The organism is Nocardiopsis sp. NPDC057823 (assembly GCF_042797335.1).
GTDB lineage: Bacteria > Actinomycetota > Actinomycetes > Streptosporangiales > Streptosporangiaceae > Nocardiopsis > Nocardiopsis changdeensis.
Genome location: NZ_JBHVLR010000009.1, coordinates 119,205 through 133,345, shown reverse-complemented (window position 1 = coordinate 133,345; position 14,141 = coordinate 119,205). Strand labels below are relative to the sequence as shown.

The 14,141-nt window shown below is 72.2% G+C and carries 15 protein-coding genes; 7 read left to right on the top strand and 8 right to left on the bottom strand.

The window, feature by feature from the left end; translation table 11 throughout:
* Positions 1–54: 54 nt before the first annotated feature.
* Positions 55–411, bottom strand: a complete 357-nt coding sequence (locus ACFVNO_RS16950; RefSeq protein ID WP_355265573.1) for a metalloregulator ArsR/SmtB family transcription factor — start codon at positions 409–411, stop codon at positions 55–57.
* A gap of 110 nt (positions 412–521) precedes the next feature.
* Between ACFVNO_RS16950 and ACFVNO_RS16945 the strand changes: the two genes are divergently transcribed.
* The 5 genes from ACFVNO_RS16945 to ACFVNO_RS16925 all read left to right on the top strand — a co-directional run bounded on the left by ACFVNO_RS16945 (position 522) and on the right by ACFVNO_RS16925 (position 5,347).
* Positions 522–1,442, top strand: a complete 921-nt coding sequence (locus ACFVNO_RS16945; protein ID WP_355265576.1) for a cation diffusion facilitator family transporter — start codon at positions 522–524, stop codon at positions 1,440–1,442.
* Between the two features lie 119 nt (positions 1,443–1,561).
* On the top strand, positions 1,562–3,016 hold the full coding sequence (locus tag ACFVNO_RS16940) for a potassium transporter TrkG (protein ID WP_355265579.1): 1,455 nt from the start codon (positions 1,562–1,564) through the stop codon (positions 3,014–3,016).
* Positions 3,017–3,041: 25 nt separating this feature from the next.
* Positions 3,042–3,713, top strand: a complete 672-nt coding sequence (locus ACFVNO_RS16935; RefSeq protein WP_220562830.1) for a TrkA family potassium uptake protein — start codon at positions 3,042–3,044, stop codon at positions 3,711–3,713.
* 66 nt (positions 3,714–3,779) lie between these two features.
* The gene (locus ACFVNO_RS16930) at positions 3,780–4,832 is read left to right on the top strand and encodes a metal ABC transporter substrate-binding protein (RefSeq protein ID WP_355265583.1); all 1,053 of its coding nucleotides are present in this window, start codon (positions 3,780–3,782) and stop codon (positions 4,830–4,832) included.
* A gap of 281 nt (positions 4,833–5,113) precedes the next feature.
* Positions 5,114–5,347 (top strand): DUF397 domain-containing protein, encoded by a 234-nt coding sequence (locus ACFVNO_RS16925; protein WP_220562832.1) that lies wholly within the window; start codon positions 5,114–5,116, stop codon positions 5,345–5,347.
* Positions 5,348–5,582: 235 nt separating this feature from the next.
* Here ACFVNO_RS16925 and ACFVNO_RS16920 read toward each other — a convergent pair whose 3' ends face one another.
* Both ACFVNO_RS16920 and ACFVNO_RS16915 read right to left on the bottom strand, forming a co-directional pair.
* Positions 5,583–6,461, bottom strand: coding sequence for a helix-turn-helix transcriptional regulator (locus tag ACFVNO_RS16920; protein WP_355265683.1), 879 nt, complete (start codon positions 6,459–6,461; stop codon positions 5,583–5,585).
* Between the two features lie 220 nt (positions 6,462–6,681).
* Positions 6,682–7,179 (bottom strand): ATP-binding protein, encoded by a 498-nt coding sequence (locus tag ACFVNO_RS16915; protein ID WP_220565305.1) that lies wholly within the window; start codon positions 7,177–7,179, stop codon positions 6,682–6,684.
* Positions 7,180–7,458: 279 nt separating this feature from the next.
* Between ACFVNO_RS16915 and ACFVNO_RS16910 the strand changes: the two genes are divergently transcribed.
* Positions 7,459–8,217 carry an SDR family NAD(P)-dependent oxidoreductase gene (locus tag ACFVNO_RS16910; RefSeq protein ID WP_355265586.1) on the top strand — a complete coding sequence of 253 codons (759 nt, stop codon included), beginning with the start codon at positions 7,459–7,461 and terminating at the stop codon, positions 8,215–8,217.
* On the opposite strand, the gene ACFVNO_RS16905 is transcribed toward ACFVNO_RS16910, so the two are convergent.
* The 4 genes from ACFVNO_RS16905 to ACFVNO_RS16890 form a co-directional block, all read right to left on the bottom strand.
* The gene (locus ACFVNO_RS16905; protein ID WP_355265589.1) at positions 8,214–9,200 is read right to left on the bottom strand and encodes a serine hydrolase; all 987 of its coding nucleotides are present in this window, start codon (positions 9,198–9,200) and stop codon (positions 8,214–8,216) included. The genes ACFVNO_RS16910 and ACFVNO_RS16905 overlap by 4 nt on opposite strands.
* A 143-nt stretch (positions 9,201–9,343) precedes the next feature.
* Positions 9,344–9,958 (bottom strand): energy-coupling factor transporter transmembrane protein EcfT, encoded by a 615-nt coding sequence (locus tag ACFVNO_RS16900; protein WP_355265592.1) that lies wholly within the window; start codon positions 9,956–9,958, stop codon positions 9,344–9,346.
* Positions 9,955–10,650, bottom strand: a complete 696-nt coding sequence (locus ACFVNO_RS16895; protein WP_220562836.1) for an energy-coupling factor ABC transporter ATP-binding protein — start codon at positions 10,648–10,650, stop codon at positions 9,955–9,957. The genes ACFVNO_RS16900 and ACFVNO_RS16895 overlap by 4 nt, the downstream gene beginning before the upstream one ends.
* Positions 10,650–11,306, bottom strand: coding sequence for a biotin transporter BioY (locus ACFVNO_RS16890; RefSeq protein WP_220562837.1), 657 nt, complete (start codon positions 11,304–11,306; stop codon positions 10,650–10,652). The genes ACFVNO_RS16895 and ACFVNO_RS16890 overlap by 1 nt, the downstream gene beginning before the upstream one ends.
* 274 nt (positions 11,307–11,580) lie before the next feature.
* Here ACFVNO_RS16890 and ACFVNO_RS16885 point away from each other — a divergent pair, with 274 nt between their 5' ends.
* Entirely contained in the window at positions 11,581–12,564 is a 984-nt protein-coding gene (locus ACFVNO_RS16885) for a hypothetical protein (RefSeq protein WP_378893555.1), read from the top strand.
* A gap of 39 nt (positions 12,565–12,603) precedes the next feature.
* Here ACFVNO_RS16885 and ACFVNO_RS16880 read toward each other — a convergent pair whose 3' ends face one another.
* Positions 12,604–13,803, bottom strand: coding sequence for a lactonase family protein (locus ACFVNO_RS16880; RefSeq protein ID WP_355265600.1), 1,200 nt, complete (start codon positions 13,801–13,803; stop codon positions 12,604–12,606).
* Between the last annotated feature and the right edge of the window lie 338 nt (positions 13,804–14,141).

The following is a 14,141-nucleotide window of genomic DNA, read 5'->3' as shown; positions in this document are numbered from 1 at the left end:
GGGAACGCGCTATGGGGGAGCCGGGCAACGCGGGAGGCGGGTGCGCCGGACGGGTCAGCCCGCGCGGCGCTCGGCCCCGGCGTCCCGCCCGGCGTCGTCGCCGGGGGCCTCGTGGGGGCGCCCGGTGCCCCAGACGACGCGCAGCAGGTCCTCCAGGGCGTGGGCGAGGGAGGAGTCGACCAGTTCGTAGGCGACCCGGCGGCCGTGGGCGTGGGTGCGCACCAGTCCGCAGTCGCGCAGGCAGGCCAGGTGGTTGGAGACGTTCTGGCGGGTCAGGCCCAGGTGCTCGGCCAGGTCGGCGGGGTAGCCGGGCCCCTCGAGCAGGGCCAGCAGGAGGCGGCAGCGGGTCGGGTCGGACAGGGCGCGGCCGAGCCGGTGGATGGCGGAGAGGCGCTGCTCGGAGGTCAACATGAAAACCATTGTACATAGCTTGCTGTATAGACAGCGCAGACTGTATAAACAGTGGTGACTGAACCGACGTGCGCACGCACGCGGGAGCACGCACACGAGAAGGGGGACCCATGGGCGCCGGACACGGCCACGGCCATGGCCACGGACACACCGCGGGCGCGGCCAACCGGGGACGGCTCGCGCTCGTCCTCGCGCTCATGCTCGGCGTCGCCGTCGTCCAGGTCGCGGGCGCAGCGTTCAGCGGCAGCCTCGCCCTGCTCGCCGACGCCGGGCACACCGTCACCGACTCCTTCGGGGTGGCGCTGGCCCTGGTCGCCGTGTGGATCGCCGCCCGCCCCGCCCGGGGGCGCAGCACCTTCGGCCACCAGCGGGCCGAGATCCTCGCCGCCGCCGTCAACGCCCTGGTGCTGTTCGTCCTGTGCGCGTTCATCGTCGTGGAGGCCGTCGAGCGGCTGCGCTCCCCCGCCGAGGTGTCCGGCCCCGGCATGGTCGTGGTCGCCGCCGTCGGCCTGGTCGCCAACATCGTCGGCGCGCTGGTGCTGCGCTCGGGCGCCAAGGAGAGCCTCAACGTCAAGGGCGCCTACCTGGAGGTCGTCAGCGACGCCCTGGCCTCGGTCGGCGTCATCGTCGGCGGCCTCGTCGTCTGGCTCACCGGCTGGACGCAGGCCGACACCGTCGTCTCGCTGCTCATCGCCGCGATCATCGTGCCCCGCGCCTGGTCGCTGCTGCGCGAGGCCGTGCACATCCTGCTGGAGTCCGCGCCGCGCGGCATGGACCTGGACGAGGTGCGCGGACACCTGCTCGACCACCCGGCCGTGGTCGACGTGCACGACCTGCACGTGTGGACCATCACCTCCGGGGTACCGGTGATGTCGGCGCACGTGGTGGTCCCCGAGGAACGGCTGCGCGACTGCGGGCGCACCCTGGACGAACTCCACGCCTGCCTGGCCGGGCACTTCGACGTCGAGCACTCCACCCTCCAACTGGAGCCGCCCGGGCACGCCGACCACGAGGGCGCACGCCACGACTGACGGGGAACGGCGACACATCCTCGCCCGTCCCACCCTGGGACGGACCGGTCGCCCCCTGCTGGCACAATCGTTCGGGTCGAACGACGGTGACCTGCACGAAGCGGTGGAATGACGAGGACATGAGGCAAGCCCTGAGAGCCTTCACGACCCGGATGTCCCGGAGCGCCGCCGCGCTGCGGGACCTCCGCGTGCGGCTGACTCCGCGCCGGCGCCACACCGGCTTCGACAGCGGGCCCGTCCACCACCGCAAGAACGCCTGGGGCAAGCCCGCCCGGGCATTCGTCCTGATCTTCTTCGTCGTGGACCTGCTCGGGACGCTCCTGCTCATGACCCCGTTCGCGGCCACGGGCGAGCCCCTCACCTTCACCGAGGCCCTGTTCACCGCGACGTCGGCCCTGGCCGTGTGCGGCCTGAGCGTCATCGACATCGGCGACCAGCTCTCGTTCTTCGGCCACCTCGTCATCCTTGTGATGATCCAGACCGGCGGACTGGGGATCATGACCCTGGCCTCGCTGATGGGCGTGGCCATCATCCACAGGTTCAGCCTGCGCATGGAGCTGAACGTGCAGGCGGAGAACCGGGCCCTGGCGGTCGGGGACGTCCGGGGCATCGCGACCCGGGTGCTGAAGGTGAGCCTGATCCTGGAGGGCGCCGTCCTGGCGCTCGTCCTCCCGAGGATGTGGCTCGGCTACGACATGGCCTTCTGGGAGGCCCTCTACTCGGGCGTCTTCCACTCGGTCTCGGCCTTCAACAACGCCGGGCTGTCCCTGTACGGGGACAGCCTGACGCGCTTCTCCGGGGACGCGTTCATCCTGTTCCCCCTCGCCTCCGCGGTCATCCTCGGCGGCGTCGGGTTCCCCGTGCTGATCGAGCTGCGCCGCCGCTACCGGACCCCGCAGACCTGGAGCCTGCACACCAAGATCACCGTCACCACCAGCGCGGCCCTCTTCCTCATCACCATCGTGCTGGTGATCGTCATGGAGTGGAACAACCCGCTCACCCTGGGCCGTTTGGACTGGTGGGCCAAGATCACCGACGGGGTCTTCCACGGGGTGATGCCGCGCAGCGGCGGGTTCAACGTCACGGACACCGGTTCGATGTACGACTCGACCCTGCTGCTCACCGTCATGATGATGTTCGTGGGCAACGGCAGCGCCGGGACCGCGGGCGGGATCAAGGTCGCCACCCTGGCCGTCCTCTTCCTGGTGGTGTGGTCCGAGGTCCGGGCGCACGACCGGGTCCACGTGTTCGGCCGCCGGCTGGCGCCCGAGGTCATCCGGCAGGCGCTGAGCCTGACGTTCCTGTCGATGACCGTGGTCGCGGTGAGCACGGTGATCCTCCTGCACACCACACCCTTCAGCTTCATGGACACCCTCTTCGAGGTCGTGTCGGCCGTCGGGGTGGTCGGGCTCTCCACGGGGATCACCCCTCAGCTGGACCCGTGGGCCCAGATCTTCGTCACCTTCCTCATGGCCGCGGGCCGCATCGGACCGGTCACCTTCGCCACGGCGATCGCCTTCCGCGAACGCAAGCGCCGCTACGATCTCGCCGAGGCCCGCCCGATCATCGGCTGACCACGAATCCTCTAGGAGCACCCACATGCCCCAACAGACGAAACTCAGGGACAAGCGCATTCTGGTCATCGGGCTGGGCCGCTTCGGCAGCTCCCTCGCACTGGAACTGGTCAACCACGGCTGGGAGGTGCTGGGCGTCGACTCCAACCCCCGCCTCGTCCAGGCCTACGCCGACGCCCTGACCCACACCGTGATCGCCGACGCCACCGACGACGAGGCGCTGCGGCAGGTCGGCGCGCCCCAGTTCCAGCGCGCGGTGGTGGCCATCGGCACCCACCTGGAGGAGAGCATCCTGGCCACGTCGCAGCTCGTCGACATGGGCGTGCCCGACATCTGGGCCAAGGCGATCAGCAGGCGCCACGGCCGCATCCTCGAACAGGTGGGGGCCCACCACGTGGTCCTGCCCGAGCACGACATGGGCGAGCGCGTCGCCCACCTGGTGTCGGGCCGCATGCTGGACTACGTGGAGCTCGAGGAGGGGTTCTCCCTGGGCAAGACGAAGGCGCCCAAGGAGCTGCTGGGCAAGCCGCTGCGCGAGACGAAGGTGCGCCAGAAGTACGGGATCACGGTGGTGTCCGTGAAGCGCCTCCACTCGGCCTTCACCTACGCCACCGAGGAGACCGTGCTGCAGAAGGGCGACGTGATCGTGGTGGCCGGGCGGACCGACGACGTGGAGCGCTTCGCCGAGGTCACCTGAGCGGGGACCGGGGCCGGACATAAGGGTCAAATTGACAACCATTTTCATTTTCCCGATGATGGTCCCATGCGTACGATCCTGCGAACCGCCGCCCTGTCCGCGGTGGCACTGATGACGGCCACCGCCTGCGGTGGCCAGGGTTCCCCCGCCGGCGGGGAGGGCCCCGACCCCGCCGACGCCGACCTGACCGTGGTCACCGGGGTCTACCCCCTGGAGTGGCTGGCCCGCGAGGTCGGCGGGGACGGCGTGGCGGTGGTCCAGCTGACCGAACCCGGCATGGAGCCCCACGACCTGGAGCTGACCGGCCGCCAGATCGGCGAGCTCACCGAGGCCGACCTCGCGTTCTACGTGGCCGGGCTACAGCCCGCGGTGGACGAGGCCGTCGAGCAGGAGGCGTCCGACCGCGCCCTGGACGTGGCCGACGTGGTCGAGCTGCACCCGGCCGGGGAGGGCGGGCACGAGCACGGGGAGGACGACGGGCACGGGGGCGAGGAGGCCCACGGGCACGAGGAGGACGCGCACGGGCACGAGGAGGACGCCCACGCCGAGGAGGAGCACGCCGAGGAGGGGGCCGGGGGCGACGGCCACGACCACGGCGACCTCGACCCGCACTTCTGGCTCGACGTGGACCTCATGTCCCAGGTCGCCGGCGCCCTGGGCGAGCGGCTGGGAGAGCTGAACCCCGAGGCCGCCGCCGAGTACACCGCCAACGCGGAGGCGGTGACCGCCGAACTGGAGGCGATCGGCCAGGAGTACGAGGACGGCCTGGCCTCCTGCGAGCACAACGAGGTCGTGGTGGGCCACACCGCCTTCTCGTACCTGACCGAGCACTACGGCCTGGAGCAGGTGGGCATCTCCGGGGTCGACCCCGACAGCGAGCCCTCCCCCACCCAGATCGCGGAGATCGCCGACTTCGTCAAGGAGCACGGGGTCACCACGATCTTCACCGAGCCGCTCATGCCCGAGGAGACCGCTCAGACCATCGCCGGCGAGACCGGCGCGGCGGTCGAGGTGCTCGACCCGCTGGAGGGGGTCACCGACGCCTCCCCCGGCGACGACTACCCATCGATCATGCGCGGGAACCTGGAGGCGCTCCGGGCCGCCCTGGTCTGCTCCTGACCCCTGCTCTCCGCGCGGCCCCGCCGGACACGCCCCCGAGGCGTCCGGCGGGGCCGCGTCGTGCTGCGCGCCGGGGAGCCGTGTCCGTGTTCGCACGGTTCGCCATGGAGAAGACCCCTGGTCGGGCGCCCCGTGTATCACGTGGGACTCAGGATGGCTAACTCTCGGACAAGTGGCGAGGGTCACGCTATGCTTATGAACGTGCCAATGCTCTTGCACGTGCATTTGGCAGTGCAGGCGCACGGCACATCCCCTCGAGTGACTCCGAAGGAGAAGTGGGCATGACCCCGTACAACGGCATCAACGCGACCGAGCTGACCGAGGCCGCCTGGCAGAAGGCCAAGCGCAGCAACTCCCAGGGCGCCTGCGTCGAGATGGCCCGCCTGGCCGACGGCTCCATCGCCGTCCGCAATTCCCGTTTCCCGGCCGGCCCGGCCCTGGTCTACACCCAGGAGGAGATCGACTGCCTCATCCTGGGCGCCAAGGACGGGGACTTCGACAACCTGTTGGGCTGAGGCCGCACCGCTCTCCCTCCAGGCCACGGGCGGGGGGTCGCACCCCAGGGGTGGGACCCCCCGCGCAGGCGTGGAACGGCCCCGTCCGGAGAGCGGCGGACGCCCCGGGCACACCGCGAAAGAGACCGCGCGGAACGCCGAAGGACCCCGTCGGGGGACGGGGTCCTTCGGCCGTGTGCCGTTCCGGCCGCTTCGGCGGGCCGGCTCGGGGGTGCCGCTGCGGGGTCCGACGGGGTCAGCCCAGGCCGGCCGCCTCGCCGTCGGGGCCTTCGTCGGCCTCGGTGAAGTCGGCGAGGATGGACCGGAGCATCTCCAGGCTCTCGTCGGGGGTGGCCGCCGAGACGCTCAGCCTGGTCATCGCCTTGGTGTAGGCCTCGACCACGTTCGGGCGGTCGTTGAGCTCGCCGTCGTGCAGCTGCTCCAGGTACACCATGTCGGCGAGCTCGTAGTCGGAGTAGCGCAGCAGCGTGAACGAGCCCGCCTCGGCGGCGTGCGCGCCCACCGAGAAGGGGATGATCTGGATGGTGATGTTGTCCTTCTCCGTGCTGAGCCGGATCAGGTGCTCGATCTGGCGGCGCATCACGCCCAGGCCCCGGATGCCCACGCCGATGGGGCGGCGGACCGCCGCCTCGTCGAGGACGACCCACATGCGCATGCCCTCGTCCGTCTCGACCCGCTTCTGTCTCTTGAGCCGCGCCGCCAGCCGCTGCTCGGCGACCGTGTCGGGGGCGTCGACGCCGCCGAAGATGATCTCGCGGGCGTACTCCTCCGTCTGCAGCAGGCCCGGGACGAATTGCGACTCGTAGATGCGGATCTGGTCGGCGGCCTCCTCGAACCCGATGTACTGGGTCAGCCACTTGTGGAGGGAGTCGCCGTAGTCCTTCCACCATCCGGGCTTGTTGGATTCCTTCGCGACTTCGAGCATTTCCTTGATCGTGCGGCGGTCGGTGCCGTACAACTTCAGGAGGTCCTCGATATCGCGCAGCTTGAAACCGACCCGGCCGAGTTCCATGCGACTGATCTTCGACGCCGAAGCCCGAATCCGCGCCCCGGCGTCCTCCCGGCTGATACCACGCTGTTCGCGTCGGCTGCGCAGTTCCTGGCCGAGCAGCATGCGACGCACGGTGGGGCCGCTCCCCTTGCGCAATCGAGCGATATCCACGTTCGCCGCCTCCCTGTCATTCCCGCAACGGGCGTCCGCTGCGCGGGACACCCGGGTACACGATATAGCCGATGTGATCGCGGTACCGGGGTCGGCTCCTCCGGTCCCCGCCACTCCGCGGATCCGGTCCGCTCGGGGGCGGTGCGAAGGACGCCGGCCCGGCACCGGCGGTTCACACGAATTGCGCCCAAACGAACTTTCCCCCGGGGGGAGTGGGAATCACACCCCACTCTCGCGCGAAGGCGCTCACCAAGGCAAGTCCCCGGCCACCCTCCATGGTCGGGTCGGACCTCCTTCTGCGCGGCAGCCGATCTCCGCCGTCGCGAACCGCGCAGATGAATTCACGGCCGCTTCTCATCAGGGAGAGTTGAATACCCCCGCCGCCCGGCCCGGTCGAGACCAGCGGCCCGCCATGGCGTACCGCATTGGTGACCAATTCCGAAACGACCACGGAGACATCGGGGGACAAGTGCCCCATACCCCATTCCCGGAGCAGGGCGTCGGAAATCTCGCGTGCGGCCGACACGGAGTGGGGGCGCGGCGCGAAGGTCCACGTGACGGCGTCGTGCCGGTCCCCGCACAGGGGCGTGTTCCAGCGCCGGGAGCCGTGGGTGAGGACCCTGAGCCACCAACCTCCGGCGGGCTCCATGACCGCCTCCGCACACTCCATGCCTTCCACTCCTCCCCGAGCAGGTCGGGCGCGTGCTGCTGCACGGATCGAATGCACGTGCATCCTGGCCTTGCAGACATCGTAGGCCAAGCGGGGGCGGTGTGCAGGAAAACGGGGGGACCCGATGGCGCACTTCTTTCCGCGGCTCGGGGACGCCCAGGTGGCGGCGTGCGGGCCCGTCCGGGAAGGGACCGGATAAGGCCCCCCGGCCGCTTACCGACCGGTAGGAATGTCGATAGGATTCCCCCGCGCCCACCACGTGAATTCTGGAGGTAACCCATGTCCGCAACGCCTCGTGTGGCCATTGTGACCGGAGCGGCCCGTGGTATCGGCGCCGCCACCGCCGAGCGCCTGGCGGCCGACGGCCGGGCCGTCGCCGTGCTGGACCTGAAGGAGTCCGACGCCCAGGAGGTCGTCGACCGCATCACCGCCGCCGGGGGCACCGCCCTGGCCGTCGGCTGCGACGTCGCCGACGAGGACCAGGTCACCGCGGCCGTCGACACCGTCGCCGAGCGCCTGGGCGCACCGTCGATCCTGGTGAACAACGCCGGTGTGCTGCGCGACAACCTGCTGTTCAAGATGTCCGCCTCGGACTGGGACACCGTCATGAACGTGCACCTGCGCGGCTCCTTCCTGATGAGCCGCGCCGCCCAGGCGCACATGACCGCGCAGAACTGGGGCCGGATCGTCAACCTGTCCAGCTCCTCGGCGCTGGGCAACCGCGGCCAGGCCAACTACTCCGCCGCCAAGGCGGGCCTGCAGGGCTTCACCAAGACCCTGGCGATCGAGCTGGGCAAGTTCGGCGTCACCGTCAACGCGGTCGCCCCGGGCTTCGTGGAGACCGCGATGACCCGCGCCACCGCCGAGCGGATCGGCATCTCCTACGACGACATGAAGAAGTTCAAGGAGGCGGAGATCCCGGTCCGGCGGGTGGGCCTGCCCGAGGACATCGCCAACGCGGTGGCCTTCTTCACCTCCGAGGACTCCGGGTTCGTCTCCGGCCAGGTCCTCTACGTGGCCGGCGGCCCCCTCGACTAGCGTCCCGGTCGGCCCGCCGGGTGTCCGCCCGGCGGGTCCTCCAGGGCCGAGGTGACCGTGGTGACCAGCTCCTCGGTCAGGGCCACGCCCGAGGTGTAGTCGCGGCTGCCCTCGGACATGACCGCGATGAGGTACTGGCGGTCGGGCCCGGCCACGTAGCCGACGCTGTTGACCAGCCAGCGGCCGCCGTCGGACTCGCGGGGCGTCCAGCCGTTCTTCAGGCCCACGACGTCCCCGGGTCCGGCCGCGGCGGACACGCCCCAGGCCTGTTCCGGGGCGACCGTCTCCATCAGGCCGCGGATGTGGGCGCGCTCGTCGGCGGTGAGCGGCCCCTCCTCGGTGTACAGGGCGCGCAGCAGCCGGATCTGGTCGGCGGGCGTGGTCAGGGTGCCGCCCCACACGCCGTTCGGGTGGGGCTCGGTCCCGGTGAACCCGAGCCGCTCGGCCCCCTCGGCGAAGCCCGGGTTGTAGCCGATCCTCTCGTAGAGCCCGTTGGCGACGTCGTTGTCGCTGTAGCGGATCATGGCCTCGACCTGGGACCGCTCGGCCGCGGTGAGCTCGCGCCCCTCGTCCCGGGCGTGCAGCACCAGCATGGCGGTGATCATCAGCTTGGCCACGCTCGCGGTGGCGAAGCCCTCCTGGGCGCCGTGGCTGAACGTCGCGCCGGTGCGCAGGTCCTGGACGGCGATCCCGGCGCGGGCCCCGCTGTCGGCGATGGTCCGCGCCACGCGGGCGTCCAGCTCCTCGTAGCGCTCCGGGGTGAGCACGGCCCCGCCGGTGGCGGGCGCGGTCACGAGCGGGAGGAGGGCCTGCGGCCGCAGGCCCCCGGCCGGCACCGCGCGCGCGAGCGCCGGGGCCGCCTCGGGCAGGACCCCGGAGGGAGCGGACGGGGACACGGCCAGGAGGAGGGCGAGGGCGGCCACCAGGAGGGTGCTCAGGCCGCGGGGGAACGGGGGGATGTCGGCGGGGAGGCGCCGGGGCACACGATCACCGGTTCATCGAACGTCGCTCAGTGACTTGGTGCACCCATTATCCCGCTCGAATCCCTCTGTCCCGAGGGCCGATACGGAATCGGTACGGACGTAACACGGCCGTGAGACGGCGTTTCCTCGGCGGGAACGCGGGCTCAGGCACCGGCGTCCTCGTCGATGCCGCGGGCCACCAGGGCCTCGCCCGTGGCCTCGGCCATCCGGAACAGCTGGACGATCAGCGGGGTGACCAGCAGGTACGGGCGCCCCGACAGGCCCCGGGCGCGGTAGCCCTCGACGGCGGCGCGCCAGGCGGCGGCGACCATGGGGATGGAGCGGATCGTCAGCGCCAGCACCAGGGCCACGCGTTCGGGGGCGACGCCGAACCGGGCCAGCGGCCGGGCCAGGCGCTCGAACAGGTCGAGCATCTCGCGGACCCGGGTGGTGAGGGTGACCGCGTTGGCCAGCACCACCAGCCCCAGCAGCTGGGAGCACAGCCGGACCGCGGTCAGGGGGTCGCCGAAGACCGCCTGGAACAGCCCGATCGCCAGCAGGAACGGCCACAGTCCGCGCAGCACCCCGAGGACCCGCCGGAAGGGCAGCCCCACCGCGGGGTACAGCAGGACCGCGCCCGCCAGGAGCCCCACCGACACCCACGGGTGCGCCAGGGCGATGACCGCGACGCAGACGGCGAGCAGCCCGGCGAGCTTGGTGCCCGCGCTCAACCGGTACAGCAGGCCGTCGCCGGGGATGTAGAGGCCGAGCGTGTTCACCGGTCGTCCAGGAGGCGGTCGTCCATGAGCTTCACGTAGTGGTCGACGGCGTCGGCGGGCGGGCCGTCGAAGACGATCCGGCCCTCGTCGACCACCAGGACCCGGTCGAAGGAGCCGAGCAGGTCGAGGTCGTGGGTGAACAGGACGACCTGCTGCTCCAGGGTGTCGAGCACCCGGTGGACCATGCGGGTGTTGCGCAGGTCGAGCAGGGTGGTGGGCTCGTCGCAGACGAGGATCTCGGGTTCGGTGGCCAGGACCGAGGCCAGGGCCAGCAGCTGCTTCTGGCCGCCGGAGAGCAGGTGGCCGGGGTGGTCGCGGTGCCCGGCCAGGCCGTAGCGCTCCAGCAGGGCGTCGACCCGCCGGGCCGTCTCCTCGCGCCCCAGCCTGCGGGAGCGCAGCCCGATCTCCACGTCCTCGGCGACCGTGGGCATGATGATCTGGTTGGCGGCGTCGGAGAAGACGAACCCGACCCTGCGGCGGATGTGCCTGGCGTGGCGCCGGGTGTCCCACTCCCCCAGCGTCACCCGGCCTGCGTCGGGGACGACGAGGCCGTTGAGGGTGCGGGCGAGCGTGGACTTGCCCGATCCGTTCGCCCCGATCACGCCGATGCGGTGCTCGGCGAGGTCCAGGGTGATGTCGCGCAGCACCGGCCGCGCCTCGTAGGAGTGGGAGACACCCTCCAGGCGGAGCATCAGGCGCCCTCGCCCCTGGCCGCACCGTCCCCCTTGTCCCCGGTCCCGGCCTCCTCGATCACCGGGCGCCCGGCGGGCGGGATCGGGTAGGCGCGGTAGACGGCGGCGGCGATGAGGGAGGCGATGACGGCCTTGGCCAGGTCGCCGGGCAGGTAGGCGACCATGGCCACCAGCGCGGCCAGGTGGTCGTTGCCCATGGCGACGCCCAGCCAGGGGACGCCGACGGCGTAGACGACGAGGACGCCGCCGAGGACGTTGACGGCCAGGCCCGCCCAGAACCGGTACCGGCCGCCGCGGACCATGAGGTCGGTGAGGAACCCGATGACCAGGGCGGCCGGAATCCAGCTGACGATGAACCCGGCGGAGGGCCCGGCCAGGACGCCCAGGCCGCCGGCGCCGCCCGCGAACAGGGGCAGGCCCGCCAGGCCCAGGACGAGGAAGACCGCGACGGCGAGGGTGCCGCGCTTCCACCCCAGCAGGGCGGGGGCCAGCATGATGCCCAGGGTCTGGAGCGTGATCGGCACCGGGGACAGCGGCACGGTGATCTGGCCGGAGATGCTGAGCACGGCGATGAACGCGGCGAACACGGCGATGAGCGCCAGGTCGCGCGCGGTGAGGCCGCGGTAGCGGATGCCGGCGGTCCGGGTCGTGGGCATGGGCTTCCCCTCGGGAGGCTGAACAGGAGTGGAACAGCACCCATTGTCCGTTATCGGGGTCCGTCGGCGGGATGGCGGGGATGCACAGAACCGCCCCGGCGGGAATTGTCGACCTCCCCCTGAGACGCACCTCACACCCCTGGCCTCCACGGGCCCCGGCCCGTGCCGCGGGCACCGGGGCGGGCGTGAGTGTCGCGGACGGGCGGTACGCTCCGGGTCTCCCCGTCCCGCCGCCGCGGTCCCCGGGCCCGGCGCCCACTGGAAAGACCTCCCCATGGAACCCGTCTACGCCGACCTGTCCGTCGAGCCGGCGCGCCTGGCCAACACCGCCGTGGAGTACGAGCACTGCTCGTTCGGCGGTAACCACCTCGCGCTGAACGCCGGGGGCGCCGTCAGGGCCGACTTCGATCTGGACGCCGCCGAGAGGATCGCCGAGGGGATCCTGACGGTGACGGCGCTCGTCTCCAAGAGCGGCCGCTCCGCCGGGTACGCCCCCCTGACCGTTCTGGTCAACGGCGAGCCCGTGGCGTCGCGGATGACCGTCCCCGGCGGCGGCGACCTGCCGCAGGACTGCGTGTTCTCCGTCCCGGGCGCGCTGCTGCGGCCGGGCCGCAACCGGGTGACCGTGCGCAGCGGCGCCGACGCCCGCACCCTGCTGTGGCTGTACCGGATCACGTTCGACTCGGTCCACGAGCGGGGCCTCTCGGCGCGGGCGATGCTCGCGGCCGCCGACGAGCGGTCGGTGCTGCGCTACGCGACCCGCACGCTGGTCCACGATCCGGAGGGCGGACCGCACCGCTGGGAGGACGCCGGGACGCTGGTGGTCCACGTGGACCGGGGCGAGCGGGCCCCGATCGCCCAGCTCTCCTGGCGCCGCGCGGACGGGTCGGAGGCCTCGGTGTCCTTCCAGTCGGCGCTGGAGGAGTTCCACGGCTTCCACCGGGCCGCGGACGGCGGCGTGGCCGAGTACCGCGGCCGCCTGCGGGACCGCCGGGCCCGCCCCGGGGGCACGGAGGGGGTGACCGTGCACCGCTTCCGGACCGAGGAGGGCTGGGGCGGGGGCTGGCACTCCTCCGGGGAGCTGAGGCTGGCCGTCGACGACGGCGGCGCCCCGCTGGAGCGGGTGACCTGGCGCGACCAGCGGGAGAACACCGGCTCCGTGGCGTTCGGGGAGGGGGCCGCGGGGTTCCTCGGCTACTACCAGCGCGCCGGTGAGGGGCCCATCGGGTTCAGGGGCACGGCGGTCGCCGGGGGGTGACCGCCGGGCCGCGCCCCCGGCCCCGGGCCGTGCCCGGGTTCAGGGGCGGTCGCAGGTGCGGCGGATGCGGTTGATGGGGACCGGCAGGACGCAGACCGGGACCGGGATCTCCAGGCGGTGGCCGGTGTCGGCGGGGACGCCGGTGTCGGGGTCGATGCGCAGCGAGCGGAGCTCGTCGCCGTTCTGGGCGGCGACGACCAGGTGGTCCGGCTCGTCGCGGTGGCCGCGGATGACCGCGAAGTGGCGGGGCCAGTCCCCCACCGGGGTGTCGGCCAGGTGCTCCAGCCGGGCGCCCTCGTCGCGGACGGCGAAGGTGGAGACGGCGTTCGCGCCGCGGTTGGACACGTACACCCGGCCCTCGTAGGTGGTGGTCATCGGCAGGGCGTCGCCGTCGGCGATGTCGCGGCCGTCGACCTTGAGGCGGTGCAGGGCGATCTCCGCCGGGAAGTTGGCCTCGTGCAGGCCCCCCAGGGAGGGGACCGACCCCAGGTGCTCGCCGGTGCCGCGGCGCGGGTTCCAGCGGACGACGTGGACCCGGGAGTCGAGCTCCCCGGCGACGTAGACGTGGTCGCCGTTGACGGCCATGTGGCGGGGGCCGGTGCCGGCGGGCAGCTTCACCGTGCCGAACAGGCCCTCCTCCGGGCGCGCGGGCTCCTCGTCCTCGACCGGCACGGCGTACTGGTACACGCGCAGCTCGTCGGCGCCCAGGTCGGCGGCGAGCAGGTAGCGCAGGCGGCGCTCGTGGGAGTTCATGACCACGGCGGTGCTGTGCGCGTGCGGGCCCTCCTGGCGGTCGGAGACCGGGCCGTGCCCCCGGTGGCCGAGCTCGCGGCCGGACGGGTGCGGGCGGCCCTCGGCGTCGGTGGGCACGAAGCTCACCACGCCGTCGGCGTAGTTGGCGACGGCCACCTGCTCGGGGCCCAGGTAGCGGACGTGGCAGGGCGAGCCGCCGCCGGTGGGGACCTCTCCGATCCCGGTGAGGCCGGCGTCGCCGTCGACGCGGAAGGCCGCCAGGGTGCCCTCGGCCCGCTCGTTCACCGCGTAGACCGTCGGCGGCTCGGGCCGGTAGGCCAGGAACGAGGGACCGGGGGTCTCGGCCGCGACGCCCTGGTCGAACAGCTCCCCCGTCACCGGGTCGAAGCCGACCCGGTGGATGCCCCGGCCCGCGCCCGGGGGGTCGGAGTCCGGGGTGTAGGTGCCCACGAGCAGGAGCCGTCGTCCGCTTGCCCAGTCGCCCACCGGGGACCTCGTTTCTCACGCGTCTGCACGAACCGTGGCCTGCGCCACCGCCGCATGCTACCGTCCCGCGCTCCGGGCGGGAGAACCGGCGCTGGACCTCGCGGAGGGTTCCTCCACGTAGCGGATCTGTTACAGTCCTCCCCAAAAGGCCACAAAAGCAACAAGGAACACTGACACCCCACGCGTCCGTTCGCTTCCCTCGGAGCCCAGGTGGAACGACCTCTGGGCCCGCGGACGGACTCACGGCCCCGGGCCCGCGCGAGACGCGCCGCACCCGCCGAGAAACGCCGGTGCAGGCCCCTCCGACCCCGGTGACCGTGAGTGCGCGCCGCCTCGTG